This is a genomic window from Streptomyces sp. NPDC017979, from assembly GCF_044328175.1.
Lineage (GTDB): Bacteria > Actinomycetota > Actinomycetes > Streptomycetales > Streptomycetaceae > Streptomyces.
This window is the reverse complement of record NZ_JBIRGU010000006.1, coordinates 140,432-158,663: the sequence shown is the minus strand read 5'-3', so window position 1 is coordinate 158,663 and position 18,232 is coordinate 140,432. Positions and strand designations below refer to the sequence as shown.

15 protein-coding genes and 1 riboswitch are annotated in these 18,232 nt (G+C 73.2%); of the genes, 6 read left to right on the top strand and 9 right to left on the bottom strand.

Features of this window, described 5'->3' with window-relative positions; translation table 11 throughout:
- Positions 1-45 precede the first annotated feature (45 nt).
- Both ACH4E8_RS18680 and ACH4E8_RS18675 read left to right on the top strand, forming a co-directional pair.
- Positions 46-918: a GNAT family N-acetyltransferase gene (locus ACH4E8_RS18680; RefSeq protein ID WP_398449462.1), complete on the top strand. Its 873-nt coding sequence runs from the start codon at positions 46-48 to the stop codon at positions 916-918.
- 111 nt (positions 919-1,029) lie between these two features.
- Positions 1,030-2,724, top strand: coding sequence for a VanW family protein (locus ACH4E8_RS18675; protein ID WP_398449460.1), 1,695 nt, complete (start codon positions 1,030-1,032; stop codon positions 2,722-2,724).
- A 201-nt stretch (positions 2,725-2,925) separates the two neighbouring features.
- Here the strand turns inward: ACH4E8_RS18675 and ACH4E8_RS18670 are convergent, their stop codons facing one another.
- A complete protein-coding gene (locus ACH4E8_RS18670) occupies positions 2,926-3,291 on the bottom strand; it encodes a BlaI/MecI/CopY family transcriptional regulator (RefSeq protein ID WP_398449458.1) in 366 nt (121 codons plus the stop codon).
- Positions 3,292-3,507: 216 nt separating this feature from the next.
- Here ACH4E8_RS18670 and ACH4E8_RS18665 point away from each other — a divergent pair, with 216 nt between their 5' ends.
- Entirely contained in the window at positions 3,508-4,275 is a 768-nt protein-coding gene (locus ACH4E8_RS18665; protein WP_398449456.1) for a M15 family metallopeptidase, read from the top strand.
- A gap of 123 nt (positions 4,276-4,398) precedes the next feature.
- Positions 4,399-5,691, top strand: coding sequence for an agmatinase family protein (locus tag ACH4E8_RS18660; protein ID WP_398449454.1), 1,293 nt, complete (start codon positions 4,399-4,401; stop codon positions 5,689-5,691).
- Positions 5,692-5,785: 94 nt separating this feature from the next.
- Here ACH4E8_RS18660 and ACH4E8_RS18655 read toward each other — a convergent pair whose 3' ends face one another.
- Entirely contained in the window at positions 5,786-6,616 is an 831-nt protein-coding gene (locus ACH4E8_RS18655) for a sulfurtransferase (protein ID WP_398449452.1), read from the bottom strand.
- 288 nt (positions 6,617-6,904) lie between these two features.
- Between ACH4E8_RS18655 and ACH4E8_RS18650 the strand changes: the two genes are divergently transcribed.
- Positions 6,905-7,675, top strand: a complete 771-nt coding sequence (locus ACH4E8_RS18650; protein WP_398449450.1) for a VOC family protein — start codon at positions 6,905-6,907, stop codon at positions 7,673-7,675.
- 254 nt (positions 7,676-7,929) lie between these two features.
- Here the strand turns inward: ACH4E8_RS18650 and ACH4E8_RS18645 are convergent, their stop codons facing one another.
- The 4 genes from ACH4E8_RS18645 to ACH4E8_RS18630 form a co-directional block, all read right to left on the bottom strand.
- Positions 7,930-8,607: a thymidine kinase gene (locus ACH4E8_RS18645; RefSeq protein ID WP_398449448.1), complete on the bottom strand. Its 678-nt coding sequence runs from the start codon at positions 8,605-8,607 to the stop codon at positions 7,930-7,932.
- 88 nt (positions 8,608-8,695) lie between these two features.
- Complete coding sequence (locus ACH4E8_RS18640) at positions 8,696-9,898, bottom strand: alkaline phosphatase family protein (protein WP_398449445.1); 1,203 nt, start codon at positions 9,896-9,898, stop codon at positions 8,696-8,698.
- Positions 9,898-10,515 (bottom strand): DUF5998 family protein, encoded by a 618-nt coding sequence (locus tag ACH4E8_RS18635; protein WP_398449443.1) that lies wholly within the window; start codon positions 10,513-10,515, stop codon positions 9,898-9,900. Before ACH4E8_RS18635 ends, ACH4E8_RS18640 begins: the two co-directional genes overlap by 1 nt.
- A gap of 68 nt (positions 10,516-10,583) precedes the next feature.
- Entirely contained in the window at positions 10,584-13,469 is a 2,886-nt protein-coding gene (locus ACH4E8_RS18630) for a GNAT family N-acetyltransferase (protein ID WP_398449441.1), read from the bottom strand.
- A gap of 202 nt (positions 13,470-13,671) precedes the next feature.
- On the opposite strand from ACH4E8_RS18630, the gene ACH4E8_RS18625 reads away from it, so the two are divergent.
- Positions 13,672-13,953: an HPr family phosphocarrier protein gene (locus ACH4E8_RS18625; RefSeq protein ID WP_398449439.1), complete on the top strand. Its 282-nt coding sequence runs from the start codon at positions 13,672-13,674 to the stop codon at positions 13,951-13,953.
- A gap of 174 nt (positions 13,954-14,127) precedes the next feature.
- Here ACH4E8_RS18625 and ACH4E8_RS18620 read toward each other — a convergent pair whose 3' ends face one another.
- From ACH4E8_RS18620 to ACH4E8_RS18610, 3 genes are all read right to left on the bottom strand, one after another.
- A complete protein-coding gene (locus ACH4E8_RS18620) occupies positions 14,128-14,907 on the bottom strand; it encodes a M23 family metallopeptidase (RefSeq protein WP_398449437.1) in 780 nt (259 codons plus the stop codon).
- Between the two features lie 13 nt (positions 14,908-14,920).
- Positions 14,921-15,081: riboswitch (cyclic di-AMP (ydaO/yuaA leader) on the bottom strand.
- Positions 15,082-15,388: 307 nt separating this feature from the next.
- Positions 15,389-16,786 carry a M16 family metallopeptidase gene (locus tag ACH4E8_RS18615; protein WP_398449436.1) on the bottom strand — a complete coding sequence of 466 codons (1,398 nt, stop codon included), beginning with the start codon at positions 16,784-16,786 and terminating at the stop codon, positions 15,389-15,391.
- Positions 16,783-18,144, bottom strand: a complete 1,362-nt coding sequence (locus tag ACH4E8_RS18610) for a M16 family metallopeptidase (RefSeq protein WP_398449754.1) — start codon at positions 18,142-18,144, stop codon at positions 16,783-16,785. The genes ACH4E8_RS18615 and ACH4E8_RS18610 overlap by 4 nt, the downstream gene beginning before the upstream one ends.
- Positions 18,145-18,232 lie beyond the last annotated feature (88 nt).

Sequence of the window (18,232 nt, the reverse complement as noted above, 5' to 3'; positions counted from 1 at the left end):
CACTCGATCCACTAAACTTCTACGCAGTGTAGTAGTTTGCGCAACGTGGATGCCGAACAGCGCGCAGCCGCGCTCCCCAGCCCTGCCCGCGGGGCCGCCCCGCACCGCTCCCCCGTCCCCGCCGCACGCCGCGCCGTCGACGCGCGCAGCGCGCCGACCGCCGTTCGCCCGATGACCGCGGACGACCTGCCGTACGTCGTCGGGGAACACCTGGCGCACTTCCCCGACGGGTTCTTCGCCCGGCTCGGACCCGCCTTCCTCACCGCGTACTGCGGGACGTACCTGAACAATCCGTACGCGCGCGGCTACCTGGCGCAGACGGACCGGGGGCCGGCCGGCTACCTCCTCGGCGCCCTCGACCCACCGGGCCACCGGGCCCACGTCCTGCGTTCGCACCGGCTCTCGCTGGCCGCGCGCGGCGCGCTCTCACTCGCCGTCCGCCCGCGCGTAGCCGGGCACTTCCTGCGGACGCGGGCGGGGCGGTACGCCCGCACCCTCACCCCGGGACGTCGCACCGAGCCCACACCGCCAGCACCGACGCCCCCCGCCGTGCCGTCGCAAACCGCACTCCGGGCGCCGGACGACGAGCCCGGCACCACCGCCGTCCTCGCCTACGTCGCAGTGGCGGCACCGGCCCGTTCGCTCGGTCTCGGCGCCGCCCTCATCAACCGGTTCGTCGCGGACGCCACCGACGCGGGGTGCGCCCGCGTCGGCCTCGTCACGCTCAGCGGCGACGGCGGCGCCGGACCGTACTACGAGCGGCACGGCTGGCTGGCCCGCGGCCGCTCGACCACCCCCGACGGCCGCTCGTTCACCACGTACGAACTCCCGCTCACCGCCGACCCGCAGGACATCCCGGACATCCGGACCCCCTCGAAGCCGGACCCCCGTGCCCGTGCACCCAAATCCGAAAGGTAGGATTATTTACCGTTCCCTTACCAAGGTATCGGTAACGTCCTTAGCAGTGACCACCTTGGCCGGGCTGCGCCCGGCCAACTGTCGTTCCGGACATTTCTTCGGGGGAGATCCATGCGTCGCCGAATACATCCCGCCGCCGTCGCGAGTGGCGCCGTCGTCTTGGGAGCCGGGGCGCTGTACGTCACCGGGCTCCTGGTGACGGGCGACGAGGTCCCGAAGGGGACCACCGTGCGGGGTGTCGACATCGGGGGCCTGAGCGAATCGGCCGCCAAGCAGAAGCTGGACCAGCAGCTCCAGGCGATAGCCAGCGCGCCGCTGGCGGTGACCGTCGGCGACAAGTCGGACAGCATCGACCCCGCCAAGGCCGGCCTCAGCTTCGACACCGCGGAGACGGCCGCCCTCGCCGCCCGCTCCGACAAGGACCCCCTCACCGTCGTCGGGAACCTCTTCAGCTCCGGCGGCGGCAAGGTCGAGCCGGTGGTGCGCACCGACGAGGACCGCACCCGCGCGGCCCTTGAGGAGCTGGCGAAGAAGCACGACCGCAAGGTCCGCGAGGGCTCGATCACCTTCGCCAAGGGCGAGCCGAAGCAGGTGCAGCCGGTCAGCGGCCAGTCCCTGGACGTGGCCGACTCGGTCGGCGCCGTGCGCACGGCGTTCACCGGGGCCGGGTCCGGCCCCGCCGCCCTGCCGGTCAAGGAGACCGCGGCGAAGGTCGGCGCGGCCGAGATCGACCGCGCGATGAACGAGTTCGCCCGCCCGGCGATGTCCGGCTCCGTCACGCTCACCACGTCCGGCGGCCGGATCACCATCTCCCCGTCGACCCTCGGCAAGCACCTGACGGTGGCCCCCGGCAAGGACGACCGGCTGGCACCCGAGCTGGACAGCGCGGCCCTGCTGAAGGACCCCCGCGTCGCACCCCAGCTCGCCGCCGCCACGAACGAGGCCACCGACGCCACCCTGCGGCTCAACGGCGGCAAGGTCGAGGTCGTCGCCGACGGCAAGCCCGGCCAGGAAGTCAGTGCCAAGAGCCTCGGGGAAGCGGTCATGCCGCTGCTGACGAAGACCGGCTCCGCGGCCCGCACCGGCGCGGTCGCCACCGTCGAGACCCAGCCCAAGGTGACCGCCGAGAGCGTGGCCAAGCTGGGCATCACGGAGCAGGTGTCCTCCTACACCAGCACCTTCGAGCGCGCCGAGTACCGCACGAAGAACATCGGCCGGGCCGCCGAGCTGATCAACGGGTCGACGATCATGCCGGGCGAGACCTGGAGCTTCAACGGCACCGTCGGCGAGCGGACGCCGGAGAACGGCTTCGTGGACGGCATCATCATCCTCAACGACAAGTACACGAAGGCCGCCGGCGGCGGCGTCTCCACGGTCGCCACCACCATGTTCAACGCGTTCTTCTTCGCCGGCCTGAAGCCGGTGGAGTACGGCGCCCACTCCTTCTACATCGAGCGCTACCCGGAGGGCCGGGAGGCGACGGTGGCGTGGGGCAGCCTCGACCTGCGGTTCAAGAACGACTCGGACAGCGCCATCCACATCCTGACCAGCGCCTCCGACACCGAGGTGACCGTGACCTTCCTCGGCACGAAGAAGTACGACGAGGTGAAGGCGGCCAAGGGCCCGCGGACCAACGTCAAGGAGCCCGGCACCCGCCCCGGCGCCACGAAGGACTGCCAGCCGCAGACCCCGCTGGAGGGCTTCGACGTCACGGTGGAGCGGATCTTCATGGACGGCGGCAAGGAAGTGAAGCGGGAACCGTTCAAGACGCGCTACACCCCGCGCGACGAAGTCACCTGCGACTGATTCGGCCCGCGCTTTTGACGTACCGCCGTAGCCCCGCGAGCGCGCTGGTCTCTACCGGCCGGTAGAGACCAACGGTCTGCGGGGTTACGGCGGAGACGTCCAGGGCGCGGAACTGCGCGACAAGCCAGGGCCCACCACCGGGCCGCAGAGACCAACGCTCCCGCAGGGAAACCGCGGCTACGTCACACCCAGTGACACGCCTCAGCGGCCGGCCGCGCGGGACTTCTGGAGCGCCTCCCACAGCGCCGCCGCCTCGTCCGCGTCCAGCCGGTCCACGAAGCGCGCCAGCGCGCCCCCGCGGTCCGCCGAGGTCTCCAGCGCCTGTTCCATCAACTCGGCCGTGTAGTCCTCCGCCGACCGCGCCGCGCGGTAGCGGTACGAGCGCCCGTCCTTCTCCCGGCTGAGCCAGCCCTTGGCCCGCAGCCGCTCCGCCACCGTCATCACCGTGGTGTACGCGAGCGGGCGGCTGTCGTTGAGCGCGTCCGTGAGCGCCCGTACGCTCATCGGCTCCCCGCCCCGCCACACCAGGGCCATGATCTCGGCCTCCAGTTCACCCAACGCGCCCATCCCGGCTCCCTCGTCGATCCCGTCGCGCAGTCCCCGTGCCGCCGACCGCGCCCCACCAGTCTGCCTGCCGCCCGACGCGGAGCCGACCGGGCGTCATTCACTAAACTTCTACGCCGTGTAGTAGTTTGGTTCACGGCGGCGCGCCCCGACCCGAGCCGCGCCCCCTTCCGTGCGCCCGCCCGCACCCCGCACCCTCGAACGTCGCCAGGAGCCACCTTGCCCCGCCACCGCTCGCGCCGCCTCCGGACGATCGCGCTGCTGCTGTCCACCACCCTCGCGGCCACCGCCTGTTCGGCCACGGCGGACGACGGCACCGCCCCCGGGGCCACCCGCGCCGGCGACTCTCCCACCCCCTCGCCCGCTCCCCCGCCGCCGCCCGCCGTCGACGCCGAGGTCACCCCGGTGCCCGACGACCAGTGGCAGCGCATGGTGGCCGCCGGGATGTGGCGCAAGGGCTGCCCGGTCGACCGGGACCAACTCCGCCGGGTGGAGATGAACTACCACGACTTCGACGGCAAGGTGAGCCGTGGAGCGCTCGTCGTGAACGCCGACGTCGCCGAGAGCGTGGTGCGGATCTTCACGGATCTGTTCGAACAGCGCTTCCCCGTCCGCCGCATGCAGTCGGTGGAGGCGTACGGCGGCGATCTGGACAAGAGCCTCGCGGACGACAACACCTCGGCTTTCAACTGCCGGCGCCCCGACCAGATCAACGCGCCCTTCGCCGAGTCCCCGCACGCCAACGGCCGCGCCGTCGACATCAACCCGCTGGAGAACCCCTGGCAGGACCTGCGGAAGAAGACCTGGTTCCCCAGCAAGGAGTTCAGCGCCCGCACCCCCGGCAAGGGCAAGATCCTCAAGGGCGGCCCGGTCTGGCAGTCGTTCGTCGACGAGGGGTGGATCTGGCAGAACATCAAGGTCGCCGACTACATGCACTTCGACACGGGCTACCCGTCCGGGCCCTTCACCGGCCGCAAGCGCCCGTGACGCACGGGGCCGGGGCTCTCGCCCGGGCCCGGTGCTACAGTCCGATGAGGCGCTACCAGAGCGCCTGCCGACGAGGGTGGCCGTACCGGTTTCCGTGGAAAGACGGCCTCGTTGGAGGCTGAAATGCCGAAGACGCCCGATCCCCGTGCCCACGACGACGCGACGTCGCCGGGGAATGACTCCCCTCCCCAAGGCCCCGACCAGCAGCACAGCACCGGTCACGCGCCTTCATCCCACTCACACCACACCCACCAGCACAGCCACTCCCACAGCGACGCCTTCGCCGTGAAGGAGGGCAAGTGGGCGCAGCACGCCGAGGAGCGGCTGTCCCTGTTCCGACACGACGAGGAGATCGAACGCGGTCTCGCCCACGGGCTGTCGGGGTCGCCGACGCTCGTGGACCGGACGATCCCCACGTTCTCCCGCGGCGAGTTGCCCCACTTCGCCGGCGAACGCGGCACCTTCCTGAAGTCCCCGTTCCTGGAGGACGTCAACCAGGTCGACGACGCCGAAGTGGCCGTGTTCGGGGCGCCGCTCGACTCCGGCGCGACCTACCGACCCGGCGCCCGGTTCGGCCCGCAGGGCATCCGGCGCTCGACGAACCTGTTCGGCACGTACTGCTTCGAGCTCGGTGTGGACCTGCGCGAGCAGTTGAACATCGTCGACATCGGGGACGTGTTCACCATCCCCGGCAGCCTGGAGAAGTCCTTCGACCAGATCAGCCAGGCGATGGCGCACGTGTACCAGCGCGGGGTGTTCCCGGTGATCCTGGGCGGTGACCACTCCATCGGCTACCCGACCATCCGCGGCATGGCGCCGTACGTGGACGGGAACATCGGCATCATCCACTTCGACCGGCACGTGGACACCCAGGAGACCGACCTGGACGAACGCATGCACACCACGCCGTGGTTCCATGCGACGAACATCAAGAACGCCCCCGCGACCAACCTGGTCCAGGTCGGCATCGGCGGCTGGCAGGCGCCGCGGGCCGGGGTCAAGGTGGGGCGCGAGCGCGGCACCACCGTCATCACGGTGGGCGACGTCGAACGGGTCGGCATCGACAAGGTCGCCGAGATCGCGCTGGAGACGGCGTGGAAGGGCGCGAAGGCGGTGTACCTGTCCTTCGACATCGACGTCATCGACGCCGGCTTCGTGCCCGGGACCGGCTGGCCGGAGCCGGGCGGGCTGCTGCCGAGGGAGGCCCTGAACCTGATCAGGAAGATCTCCGCGCCCGGTCTCGCCGGGCTGGAGGTCGTCGAGTGCGCCCCGCCGTACGACTGGGCGGAGCAGACGGCGCTGCTCAGCTCGCGGGTGATCCTGGACTCCCTGGCGGTCCTGGTCCGCGAGGGCCACCTGGGCAAGAAGGCGGCGGTACGGGACCGGCACGCGTGGGGTCCGCCGTCGGTCGCCTGAGGCGCGACGTGAGTACGTGACGGCGTGACGCATGAAGCGGACCGCGGCCGCCCCTTCGGTGACCGCGGTCCGTCCGCGCCGTCCGCGCACGGCGTCAGCCAGGCTGGGCGCCCGTCGCCACCGGCCGCTCGGGGTCGCGGGACCACTCGGACCACGAGCCCGCGTACAACGCCGGGGTGAATCCGGCGAGTTCCAGCGCCAGCGCCTCCTGCGCGCCGGACACCCCGGAGCCGCAGTACACCCCGACCGGCCCGGCCACGTCGCCGGCGCCGAGCGCGGTGAAGCGGGCCGTGAGCTCGTCGGCGGCCAGGAAGCGGCCGTCCGCTCCCAGGTTCTCCGCCGTCGGGGCCGACACCGCGCCCGGGATGTGGCCGGCCACCGCGTCGACGGGCTCGACCTCGCCCCGGTAGCGCTCGCCGGCGCGGGCGTCCAGCAGCAGTCCGGAGCGGGCCAGCTCCGCCGCGCCGTCCGCCGTCAGCAGCGGCAGCGCCCCCGGCTTCGGCACGAAGTCACCGGCCGCCGGGGCGGGCCGCTCGGTCTCCAAGGGGCCGGTCCAGGCGGCGAGTCCGCCGTCCAGGACGCGTACGTCCGCGTGCCCGGTCCAGCGCAGCAGCCACCAGGCGCGGGCGGCGCCCCACCCCTTGTCGGCGTCGTACACGACGACGGACGAGTCCGTCGACACGCCGGCCCGGCGCATCACCGCACCGAACGCCTCGACGTCGGGCAGCGGGTGCCGGCCGCCGTCGCCGGGCGGGCCGGCGAGCTCCGCGTCCAGGTCGACGAAGACCGCGCCGGGGACGTGCCCGGCGTCGTAGTCGGGACGGCCGTGCGGGCCGCCGAGCTGGTAGCGGACGTCGAGGACGACCGGAGGGCGGGGACCGGCGAGCGCGCTCGCCAGCTCGGCGGCGGAGACGATGGGCTTCATGCCCCCATCCTGGCGCACGCCCCGCGCCCGCGATCCGTCGGGCGAAGTGGCCGCCCGGTGACCGGAATCCTTCGGTGGCCCGACCCCGGCTCGGTCGAGTCGCCACGAATTCTCACAAAAATGGGCATCCTCCAGCGGTAACCCGCCAAAAGCGGCGCGGCCGGGGCGCGTTCCGCGCCAGGGAGTGGAACCATGCGCACCGGGGCGCACGGCTTTTGGACACACCACGGACACGGCCCGCGCCCCGTCCCCGCACGGCCACCACGATGGTCCGAGGAGAGAGAGACGATGACCGAGGCGACTCGGCACGCACCCGGCTCACCCTGCTGGGTGAGTCTGATGGTGCACGACCTTGACGCGACGCAGCACTTCTACGGCGAGTTGTTCGGCTGGGAGTTCGCCCCAGGCCCTCAGCAGCTCGGCCCCTACGTACGCGCCCTGCTCGACGGCAAGGAGGTGGCGGGCATCGGGCGGCTGCCCGCCGACCGACATCTGCCCGTCGCCTGGACGCCCTATCTCGCCACCGACGACGTGAACACCACGGCGGAGTCGTTGCGCTGCTGCGGCGGCACCGTCGGCGTCGGTCCGCTGGACGCCGAGGACGCCGGCCGGCTCGCGATCGTCACCGATCCGGCGGGCGCGGTGTTCGGGCTGTGGCAACCAGCGGCGCACCAGGGCTTCGCCCTGTACGGCACCCCCGGCACCCCGGTGTGGAACGAGTTGTTGACCACGGAGACCTCGTCGGTCGCCAAGTTCTACCAGTCCGTCTTCGGGTACGAGGTGGAGCCGGTCGACGCGGTCGACGACGACTACGTGGTGCTGGTGCTGGGCCGCCGTCCCGTCGCGGCGCTGCGCGGCGTGGGAAGCGCCTTGCCGCGCGACCGCGGCACGTACTGGAAGACCTGGTTCGAGGTCGAGGACCCGGACGTGGCCGCCCGGCAGGCGCAGGAGCTCGGCGGGCGCGTCCTCGCGCCGCCCCGGGACACCCCCCAGGGCCGTACGGCGACGGTCGCCGACCCGGAGGGCGCGGTCTTCGCGGTCGTACGGTCGGCGCACTGACGGCACCCGGGCCCGCGCCGTTGCGCACCCCGGCCGGCGACCCCTGCGCCGGCCTCAGAGCCTGTCGGGTGACCTTCGATCGGATAGTGGACGCGGTCTGGTGCGTGCGATTCCAAGGCGGCGGGATGTCCTCGTAGCGGTGGGGGTACCTCCCGCGCCCGCAGGGCACAGGGGGCCTACTAGGGCATTTCGGCAACGCGGGAAGGGCGCGTGCCAGGGCGTGGCCGCCCGATCGAAGGTCACCCGACAGGCTCTCAGTCGCCGCGTACGTCCACGGCGCCGCCCTGCACCCCGTCCACCGGCAGCACGTCCGGGGAGAGGGCGGCGGCCCGGGCGCTGGCGGCGGTCATCCGACGCCGGTGGTGGCGCCGGCACACCACTTCGTAGCCCACTTCGTCACCGACGTTGACGTCGCCGATCACGACCTGGGCGCCCTCCACGACCATCCGGCCGCCGACGGTGCGCGCGTTGTGCGTGGCCCGTGCCCCGCACCAGCACAGCGCCTCGACCTGGAGGACCTCGACCCGGTCGGCGAGTTCCACCAGCCGCTGCGAGCCGGGGAAGAGCTTGGAGCGGAAGTCGGTGGTGATGCCGAAGGCGAAGACGTCCAGCTCCAGGTCGTCCACGACCCGGGCGAGCTGGTCGATCTGCGCCGGGGCGAAGAACTGGGCCTCGTCGGCGATGACGTAGTCGCAGCGCATGCCCTGCGAGAGCCGGTCGACGAGGTGGGCGTAGAAGTCGAAGTCCTCCGTGGCCTCCACCGCGTCCGTGACCAGGCCCAGCCGGGAGGACAGCTTGCCCTCGCCCGCGCGGTCGTCCCGGGTGAAGATCATCCCCTGGAGCCCGCGGGCGGACCGGTTGTGCTCGATCTGGAGGGCGAGGGTGCTCTTGCCGCAGTCCATGGTGCCGCTGAAGAAGACCAGCTCGGGCATGGGTGGTTGAGGACCTTTCGGCAGTCGTTCGGGGTGGTGTGGCGCGGGGCGGGAAGGGGGCGTACGGGCGCAGCGCTCCCGCGGTGGGCTACGGCCTGACTTCGATCAGCGGCACGAGCTGCTCCACGGGCGTCATGGAGCCGTGCATGCCGACCATCGCGGACTCGTTGGGCTCGTGCACGGACGCGATGATCACGGCGTCGTCGCAGGCCGCGGCCACCACGTCGCCGATCCGGCCGATGACCCGCTCGTCGACGGACGGGCCGAACCAGCCGGCCTCGATCGCCTCCGCGCGGCTCGCCACCCAGAACCGGTCGCCGAGCACCTCGCGCCACACGGTCAGCACGTCGGCCGCCGCTCCCGGCACGGCGTACACGTGGCGCGCCCGGCCCTCGCCGCCGAGCAGCGCGACCCCGGCCCGCAGCTCCCAGTCCTCGTCGAAGTCGATGCGCGACTCCTCGTCGAAGGGGACGTCGATCATGCCGTGGTCGGCGGTGACGTACAGCGCCGAGCGGGCCGGCAGTTGCTCCGCGAGCCGCTGCACGAGGCGGTCGACGTACATGAGCTGGCCGCGCCAGGCGTCGGAGTCCACGCCGTAGCGGTGGCCCATGCCGTCGACTTCGCTGTAGTACGTGTAGATCAGCGAGCGGTCGGCCGCCCCGAGCTGTTCGGCGGCGAAGTCGATGCGCTCCTCGCCGCCGAGGCGCCCGTGGAACGTTCCGCCGCTGAGTGCGATCTGCGTCAGCGGGGTGTGCTCGAAGATCGGGGACGACACCTGGGCGGTGTGGATGCCGGCCGCGTGGGCGAGCTGGAAGACCGTGGGGTACGGCTGCCAGGCCCGGGGGTCGGTGTACGGCTTCCAGCGGAGCTGGTTCATCAGCGCGCCCGTCGCGGGGTCGCGCACCGTGTAGCCGGCGAGCCCGTGCAGGCCGGGCGCGAGGCCGGTGCCGACGGAGGCGAGCGAGGCGGCGGTCGTGGCGGGGAAGCCGACGGTGATGGGCCGGCCGGTGCCGCCGCGGGATGTGTGCAGCAGGGAGGAGAGGTACGGGGCCTCGTCCGGGTGGTTCCTGATCTGCTCCCAGCCGAGGCCGTCGATCAGGAACACGCAGTTCCGGTCGGCGGGGGTCAGCTCGGGTATCGAAGGGGTCAGCCCCGGCACGCCCTGGTGCGCGGCGAGCGTGGGCAGCAGGTCCGCCAGCGAGCCGGCGCCGTACTCCGGCACGGGCGCCCCGGAGACCGCGAGCGGTTCCGGATCCTCGGGCCAGGCGGCCGCGGTCGTCGGCAGCGTCATCAGCGGGTGGTGGCCGTCGGAGCCGCGGCGGCGGTCCCGGTCGCCGCGGTGGCTTCGGAGAGGGACTGGGCGAAGGCGAGGGTCTGGCGCACGGTGTCCGGGCCGTCGCCGGCCTCGCTGACCCGCAGGCTCAGGTCGTCGGCGGTGGAGTTGCCCGTGTAGCCGTGGTCGGCGTCGCAGTTCGGGTCACCGCAGGCGGCGGGCTCAAGGTCGAGCCGGGAGACCGCGCCCCAGCCGATGGTGAGCACCACTTCGCGGGGGAGCGTGCCGGGGGTGTACGACTCCGGGTTGGCGACGACCCGGCTGACGACGACCGACGAGATCCGGTCGAGCTTGACGGACTCGGTGGAGGTGGTGGCGTACGGGGTGGGCGAGCCGGAGTCCGCGGCCTGCTCGTCGGTGTGGCTGACGATGAAACGGTTGCCCGTGAGGACGAGCACGGTGACGTGGCGACGCACCTCGTTGGAGTCGAACGTGGTCTCCTGGTGGACCAGGTACGACGCGATCTGCTCGCCTCCGACGGCGGCCTCCACCGCCTCTGCCACGAGAGCCGGGTAGTAGCCGCTGCGCTCGATCGCCGCGCGCAGCCCCTGGGTCGTCGTACCGGTCTTCGCCATGCGGTCCATCCTACGGGCCCCGGAGGGCGCCGAACGCTCAATGGCCCTGTCGGGAGCGCGGGGGCCGTTCAGTAGCTCGGGAGCCTGCGCGGACCGAGGTCGGTGGGGGCGGGGGACGGCGCGAGCCGGACCGTGGCGCCGAGGACGCTCAGCCCCCGCGGCGCCACGACGACGGGTTCCAGCCCGATCGCGACGACTTCCGGGTGGTCGTCGACGATGCGTGATACGCGCAGCAGCAGTTCCTCCAGGGCGGCGGTGTCGACGGGCGCGGAGCCGCGCCAGCCGAAGAGGAGGGGCGCGGTGCGGATGCTCCGGATCTGCTCGGCGGCGTCGCGGTCGGTCACCGGCACCAGCCGGTGCGCCGTGTCGCCGAGGAGTTCGGAGGCGACGCCGGCGAGCCCGAAGGAGAGGTACGCGCCGACGGCCGGGTCGACCACGGCCCGTACGACGGTGTCCACCCCGCGCGGGGCCATGGCCTGCACGACGGGTTGCAGCTCGACCGGCTCGCCGAGGAGCTCGGTCAGCTCCCGGTACGCCCGGCGGACCTGCGCCTCGCCGGCGAGCTCCAGGCGCACCCCGCCGAGGTCCGCGCGGTGGCGCAGGTGCGGCGCGGTCGTCTTCAGCGCCACGGGGTAGCCGAGCCGCTCGGCGGCCCGCACCGCCGCGTCCGCATCGGGCGCGGGCAGCGTCGGCCGCACGTGGATCCCGTACGTGCCGAGCAGCGCCCCGGCGTCGGCGGCCCCCAGCGTGACCCCGCGTTCGGGCACGCCCCCGCGGAGCAGTTCCTCGATCCGCACGGCCGCCCCGGCCTCGTCGACGTCGTCGTACTCCGGCACCTTCCCGGGCTCGGCGCCCTCCCGCCGCCACTGCGCGTACCGCACGGCCTCCGACATCGCGCGCACGGCGCGCTCGGCGGCGGGGTAGGCGGGAATCCAGCCCCGGTCCTCCCCGCCCGCCCCGGACGGGCCCCCCGGGGACCCGGGCGCCGCGGGCGACCGGCCCGGTCCCGGGGCGGCAGCCGTGCCGGCGGGGTGCGGGGGCTGGCGTACGGACGCAGCGGCGGTGCGGGGGACCGTGCGCGTGGCGGCGGTCAGCGCCGCGGCCAGGCCGCCGAGTTCGACGTGGACCACGGCGACCGGCTTCGTCGGCGCCGTGGCAACGGCCTCGCGCAGCGCCGCGGCGAGCACCTCGCCGTCGCCGAACTCCGTCGCGCCGTCGTCCCCGACCCGGGGGATCGCGTTCACCACCACCGCGTCGCAGCCGTCGTCGGCGAGGGCACCGGCCAGGGCCTGGCGGAAGTCCGCCGCGGACGCGGCCGTCGTCAGGTCCAGCGGGGGCAGCGGGCGCAGGCCCTCCGCCAGGCAGGAGTCGTAGGTCAGCAGGCCCAGGGACTCGGAGTTGCCGAGGATCGCGACGCGCGGGCCGGCCGGCAGCGGCTGGCTGGCCAGCAGGAGGCCGGCGTCGACGAGCTCGGTGACGGTGTCGACGCGGATGACGCCCGCCTGCCGCAGCAGCGCGTCCACCGCCGCGTCGGGGATGCGGGCGCTGGGGACCGCGTGGCCGGGCGGCTCGCTGCCGCTGTGCCGGGCGCCCTTGACGACGACGACCGGCTTGACGGCCGCGGTGCGGCGGGCGAGCCGGGTGAACTTGCGGGGGTTGCCGATGGACTCCAGGTACAGCAGGGCGACGTCGGTGTCCGGGTCCTCGTACCAGTACTGGAGGAAGTCGTTCCCGGAGACGTCGGCGCGGTTGCCGGAGGACACGAACGATGAGACGCCGGCGACGCCGGCGCCCCGCCGGTGCAGGCTGGACAGCAGCGCGATGCCGATCGCACCGGACTGGGTGAACAGGCCGATCCGCCCGGGCGCCGGCGCCTCGGGGGCGAGCGACGCGTTCAGGCGGACGTCCGCCGCGGTGCTGATCACGCCGAAGGAGTTGGGGCCGATGACCCGCATGCCGTACGAGCGGGCCTGCCGGACCAGCTCGCGCTGGCGGGCCCGGCCCTCGGCGCCGGTCTCCGCGTACCCCGCGGTCAGCACGACCAGCCCGCGCACCCCGTGCTCCCCGCAGTCCGCGACCACCTCCGGCACCCGCTCCGCGGGGACGGCCACGACGACGAGGTCCACCGGCTCGCCGGTCCGCTGGACGACCTCGCCGACGGAGCGGTGCGCGGGGACGCCGTCGACCTCCTGCCACTCGGGCGGGAAGGCGTGGTTCACGGCGTAGGCACGCCCGGTGTAGCCGCCGTCCACCAGGTCGCGCAGGACGGTGCGGCCCACTCCCCCGGGCGCCCGTCCGACGCCGACGACCGCGACGGCCCGCGGCGCCAGCAGCCGCTGCACGGAGCGGGCCTCGGCGCGGTGCTCCCGGGCCCGCTGCACCGCGACGGACTCCGCCGTCGGCTCCAGGTCGAGCGTCAGATGGACGGAGCCGTCCTCGAAGCTGCGCTTCTGGGTGTACCCGGCGTCCCGGAACACCTTGATCATCTTGGTGTTCGCGGGCAGCACGTCCGCCGCGAACCGGCGGATCCCGCGCTCCCGCGCGACCGCCGCGATGTGTTCGAGCATCGTGGAGGCGACGCCGCGGCCGTGGTGGGCGTCCTGGACGAGGAAGGCGACCTCGGCCTCGTCGGCGGGGGCGCTCGCCGGCCGGCCGTGCTCGTCGATCCGGTCGTAGCGGACGGTGGCGACGAACTCCCCGCCCACGGTGACCGCGAGCCCGACCCGGTCCACGTAGTCGTGGTGGGTGAAGCGGTGCACGTCCTTGGGCGACAGATGGGGGTAGGGCGCAAAGAAGCGGTAGTACTTCGACTCGTCCGAAACCTGTTCGTAGAAGCTGACCAGCCGGTCGGCGTCATCGACGGTGATGGGGCGGATGCGCGCGGTACCGCCGTCGCGCAGCACCACGTCCGCCTCCCAGTGGTCGGGGTAGGCGTGGTCCCGCTCGGTCTGCATGGCAGAAAGCGTACGGCGCGGACGCCCTGCGGTGGTGCGGTCGGACCCGACTCGGGCACCATCGCCGGACGCGCCCCGACCCGTGGGCCGTCCGGCCGGGAGGGGGGCCGGCCGCGGGTCTACGGTCGGTGGGAGCACCCGGGGCGTCGTGAGAGACTGACCGGGACTGGTCTAGACAACAGCTGATTCGAAGGGCAACACCATGGCTGAGCGCCGTGTCACCGTCGGTTGGGCCGAGGGCCTGCACGCCCGACCCGCCTCCATCTTCGTCCGCGCCGCCACGGCCTCCGGCGTCCCCATGACGATCGCCAAGGCCGACGGCAACCCGGTCAACGCCGCCTCCATGCTCGCGGTGCTGGGCCTGGGCGCGCAGGGCGGCGAGGAGATCGTCCTCGCTTCCGAAGCCGACGGCGCGGACGCCGCCCTGGACCGGCTGGCCAAGCTGGTCGCCGAAGGGCTGGAGGAACTGCCGGAGACGGTCTGAGCCACTTCTCGCTCGACCTTCGTGGGCACGCGGCTCGTGCCGCACCAGAGGCGCTGATCCTTTCGGGTCAGCGCCTCTGTCGTTCCCTACGACCAGCAGGGAGCCGGCCGACGGAGAGCCGAAGTGCCCCGGCGCGGTGCGCACCGGGGCACTTCGAAAGGCGAATCCGCCGGGTCAGACGTTCACGCCCCGGGCGCGCAGATACGCGACCGGGTTGACGTCCGAGCCGTAGTCGGCGCCGGAGCGGGCCTCGAAGTGGAGGTGCGCCCCGGTGGAGTTGCCGGTGGAGCCCGCGCGACCGATCTGCTGACCGGGCATCACGGCCTGCCCCTCGCCGACGGTGACCGCCGAGAGGTGGGCGTACTGGGTGTACGAGCCGTCCCGCATCTTGATGACGACGTTGTAGCCGTACGCGCCGCCCCAGCCGGCTTCGACGACGGTGCCCGCGCCGACCGAGACGACCTCGGTGCCGGAGGAGGCGTGGAAGTCGATGCCGCTGTGGCTGCCGGAGGACCACAGGGAGCTGTTGGCCTGGTACGAGGTGGTGACGTGCGAGCCGGCGACGGGCAGCTGGTAGGAGTTCAGCAGCCGCTGGCGCTCGGCCTCGCGGGCGGCCCGCTCGGCGGCCTTGCGCTCCGCCTCGGCCTTGCGCTTCGCCTCCGCCGCGGCCTCGGCGCGGGCGACGGCCTCGCGCTTCTGGTCCACGGCCTGGTCGGTGACCTGCTCGGCGAGGGTGTCGGTGGCGGCCAGCATCTGGAGCGTGCCGGTGTCCTCGGCGCTCAGCGATCCGGTGTCGGCGTCGCTCCTCGGCTCGTTCTCCGTCGCGAACGCGGGGGACGCGAGGGTGCCGATCACCCCGGAGGTGGCGAGGGTCGCGGCGCCGGCGATGCTCGCGCTCCTGCGCGTCACGCGGCTGGGGGCACGGTGCTTCCCGGTGGGGCGGGCGAACGCCATGGCGGGTCCGGTCCTTTCCTTCCTTCTCGCCTACCGGGTTAGCTGACGGGTTCGGAGAGAGGAAGGTCTCCTACGGCTCCTCCGCAGGCCGCGGAGGGGCCGATTCACCCCGGGGGATCTGGGTCCCCGGCTCCCCTGGGCTCACGCCCGGCGGGGACTCGGCGATGACTGTCCGTGCCGCGGGTGCGGCGGGCTCCTGGCGAACAGCCGGATCGACGCTAGGCGGGCCCGCTCGCGTTCGCCAAACAAACGACGATCTTTGTTGGCTATGCCACAGCACGTGTCGCCCGAGTTCCCATCAAAAAGGACATTCGGCGGCGAGATGCAACGCTCGGACGGCGAACGTGCAACGGACGCACGGCCGTCGGGTGACGGTTCGATGGCGCCGGTGTGCCCGACGTGTGACGACTGGTGCCGGCACGGTCCCATGGCGGAGCCCCGGCGTCCGCGGACGCCGGGGCTCTGTCGTCAGAGGGCTCGGTCAGCCCTTGACCACCGTCACCTCGCCGATGCCCAACGCCCGCACCGGCTCCGCGATCTGCGCCGCGTCGCCGACGAGCACCGTGACCAGCCGGTCGACGGGGAAGGCGCTCACGACCGCCGCGGTCGCCTCCACGGTGCCCGTCTGGGCCAGCCGCGCGTACAACTGCGCCTGGAAGTCGTCCGGAAGCTGCTGCTCGACCTGGTCGGCGAAGGTGCCGGCGACCGACGCCGCCGTCTCGTACCGCAGCGGGGCGACCCCGACCAGGTTCTGCACGGCGACGTCGCGCTCCGCGTCCGTCAGCCCCTCCGCGGCCAGCGTGCGCAGCACCTGCCACAGGTCCGCCAGCGCGGGGCCGGTGTTGGGCGTGTCGACGGAGCCGCTGATGCCGAGCAGCGCGGCCCCCGACCCGTCCGGCGCCGAGGACAGCACCTGCGCGAAGGCCCGTACGCCGTAGGTGTAGCCCTTCTCCTCGCGCAGCACGCGGTCCAGGCGGGACGTCAGGGTGCCGCCCAGGCAGTACGTGCCGAGGACCTGGGCGGGCCAGACGCGGTCGTGCCGGTCCGCGCCGATCCGGCCGATCAGCAGTTGCGTCTGCACCGCGCCGGGGCGGTCCACGACGATCACGCGCCCGGTGTCGTCGGCGGTGATCTCGGCCCGGGAGTGCGCCGGGGCGGTGTCGCCCGTCCACGCGCCGAGCGTCTGCGCGAGCAGCGCGTCCAGGTCGACGCCGGTCAGGTCGCCGACGACGACCACGGTGCTGGTGGCCGGTCGCACGTGGGCGTCGAAGAACGCCCGTACGGCCGTCGAGTCGATCCGGGTGACCGTCTCCTCGGTGCCCTGGCGGGGCCGGGACATCCGCAGCGAGGCGGGGAACAGCCGCCGGTACAGCTCCTTGGCGGCGCGCCGGCCCGGGTTGGCCGTCTCGTGCGGGATCTCGTCCAGGCGGTTGCGGACCAGCCGCTTGACCTCGCCGTCGTCGAACGCGGGCTCGCGCAGCGCCTCGGCGAGCAGCCCGAGCGCCTTGGGCAGCCGGGAGACCGGGACCTCCAGGGAGACCCGGACGGCGGGGTGGTCGGCGTGCGCGTCCAGCGTGGCGCCGCAGCGCTCCAACTCGGCCGCGAACTCCTCGGCCGACCGGGTCTTGGTGCCCTCCGACAGGGCGCGGGCCATGATCGTGGCCACCCCGTCGAAGCCCTCGGGCTCGGCGCCCAGCGGGGCGTCGAGGATGACCTCCACCGCCACCACCTGCTGGCCGGGGCGGTGACAGTGCAGCACGGTCAGGCCGTTGTCGAGCTGTCCGCGCCCGGGCGCGGGGAACGCCCAGGGGGTGGGCTCCCCGGACGCGGGCTTGGGGTGGAAGTCCATCGTCGTCAGCGGCTCGGCGGCGTCGGTCACTGGTCCGCCCCCTCTCCTGCGTCGTTCTGGGCGTCGTCGGCGTCGTCGCCGGCTTCGGCGGCGGGCAGCGGCTCGTACACCAGCACCGCCCGGTTGTCCGGGCGCAAGCGGGCCCGCGCGATGTCGCGGACCTCCTCGGCGGTGACGCTGAGCACGCGGTCCACCGCGGTCAGCGCGAGCTGCGGGTCGCCGAACAGCACGGCGTACCGGCACAGTTCGTCGGCGCGGCCGGCGACCGTGCCGAGCCGGTCCAGCCACTCGCGCTCCAACTGGGCCTGGGCGCGCTCCATCTCCTCCGCCGTGGGGCCCTCCTCGGCGAAGCGGGCCAGCTCCTCGTCGACCGCGGCCTCGATCTGCGGGACCTCGACCCCGCCGGAGGTCTTCACGTCCAGCCAGCCCAGCGAGGGCGCGCCGGCCAGCCGCAGCAGCCCGAACCCGGCGCCCACGGCCGTCTGGTCGCGTCGCACCAGGCGGTTGTGGAGCCGGGAGGACTCGCCGCCGCCGAGGACGGTGAGCGCCAGGTCGGCGGCGTCGCACTCGCGGGTGCCGTCGTGCGGGAGGCGGTACGCGGCCATCAGCGCGCGCGCCGGCACCTCCTCCTCGACGACCTCGCGCAACTGCTGCCCCATGACGTCCGGCAGCGAGCCGTCGCGCGGCGGCTGCTTGCCGTCGTGCCCGGGGATGGAGCCGAAGTACTTCTCGATCCAGGCGAGGGTCCGCTCGGGGTCGATGTCGCCGACGACCGACAGCACCGCGTTGTTCGGCGCGTAGTACGTGCGGAAGAAGGCGCGGGCGTCCTCCAGGGTCGCCGCGTCCAGGTCGGCCATGGAGCCGATGGGGGTGTGGTGGTACGGGTGGCCCTCGGGGTAGGTGAGGGCGGTGAGCTTCTCGAACGCGGTGCCGTACGGGACGTTGTCGTACCGCTGGCGGCGCTCGTTCTTCACCACGTCGCGCTGGTTCTCCATCGACTCGTCGTCGAGGGCGGCCAGCAGGGAGCCCATCCGGTCGGCCTCCAGCCAGAGCGCCAGCTCCAGCTCGTGCGCCGGCATGGTCTCGAAGTAGTTGGTGCGCTCGAAGCTGGTGGTGCCGTTCAGGGAGCCGCCGGCGCCCTGCACCAGTTCGAAGTGTCCGTTCCCCTGGACCTGCTTGGAGCCCTGGAACATCAGGTGCTCGAAGAGGTGGGCGAGTCCGGTGCGGCCCTTGACCTCGTGGCGCGAGCCCACGTCGTACCAGAGGCAGACCGCGGCGACCGGGGTCAGGTGGTCCTCGGAGAGCACCACCCGCAGGCCGTTGGCCAGTCGGTGCTCCGTCGCTGTCAGGCCGCCCGAACCGGCCTGAGCTGTGGCCGTGTGACCCATGGGCATGTACGTCCCTTCGATCGCGCTGTTGTCGCTGGTCGTCACCGCAGTGCGCGGCCTTCGGCGAAGGCGCCCGGTCTGGCTGGCG

What these genes read in the sequence shown, in the direction of transcription:
- ACH4E8_RS18675 (WP_398449460.1), top strand. Translation starts at nt 1,030, where the DNA reads ATGCGTCGCCGAATACATCCCGCCGCCGTCGCGAGTGGCGCCGTCGTC.
- ACH4E8_RS18670 (WP_398449458.1), bottom strand. Translation starts at nt 3,291, where the DNA reads ATGGGCGCGTTGGGTGAACTGGAGGCCGAGATCATGGCCCTGGTGTGG.
- ACH4E8_RS18660 (WP_398449454.1), top strand. Translation starts at nt 4,399, where the DNA reads ATGCCGAAGACGCCCGATCCCCGTGCCCACGACGACGCGACGTCGCCG.
- ACH4E8_RS18655 (WP_398449452.1), bottom strand. Translation starts at nt 6,616, where the DNA reads ATGAAGCCCATCGTCTCCGCCGCCGAGCTGGCGAGCGCGCTCGCCGGT.
- ACH4E8_RS18650 (WP_398449450.1), top strand. Translation starts at nt 6,905, where the DNA reads ATGACCGAGGCGACTCGGCACGCACCCGGCTCACCCTGCTGGGTGAGT.
- ACH4E8_RS18645 (WP_398449448.1), bottom strand. Translation starts at nt 8,607, where the DNA reads ATGCCCGAGCTGGTCTTCTTCAGCGGCACCATGGACTGCGGCAAGAGC.
- ACH4E8_RS18640 (WP_398449445.1), bottom strand. Translation starts at nt 9,898, where the DNA reads ATGACGCTGCCGACGACCGCGGCCGCCTGGCCCGAGGATCCGGAACCG.
- ACH4E8_RS18635 (WP_398449443.1), bottom strand. Translation starts at nt 10,515, where the DNA reads ATGGCGAAGACCGGTACGACGACCCAGGGGCTGCGCGCGGCGATCGAG.
- ACH4E8_RS18630 (WP_398449441.1), bottom strand. Translation starts at nt 13,469, where the DNA reads ATGCAGACCGAGCGGGACCACGCCTACCCCGACCACTGGGAGGCGGAC.
- ACH4E8_RS18625 (WP_398449439.1), top strand. Translation starts at nt 13,672, where the DNA reads ATGGCTGAGCGCCGTGTCACCGTCGGTTGGGCCGAGGGCCTGCACGCC.
- ACH4E8_RS18620 (WP_398449437.1), bottom strand. Translation starts at nt 14,907, where the DNA reads ATGGCGTTCGCCCGCCCCACCGGGAAGCACCGTGCCCCCAGCCGCGTG.
- ACH4E8_RS18610 (WP_398449754.1), bottom strand. Translation starts at nt 18,144, where the DNA reads ATGGGTCACACGGCCACAGCTCAGGCCGGTTCGGGCGGCCTGACAGCG.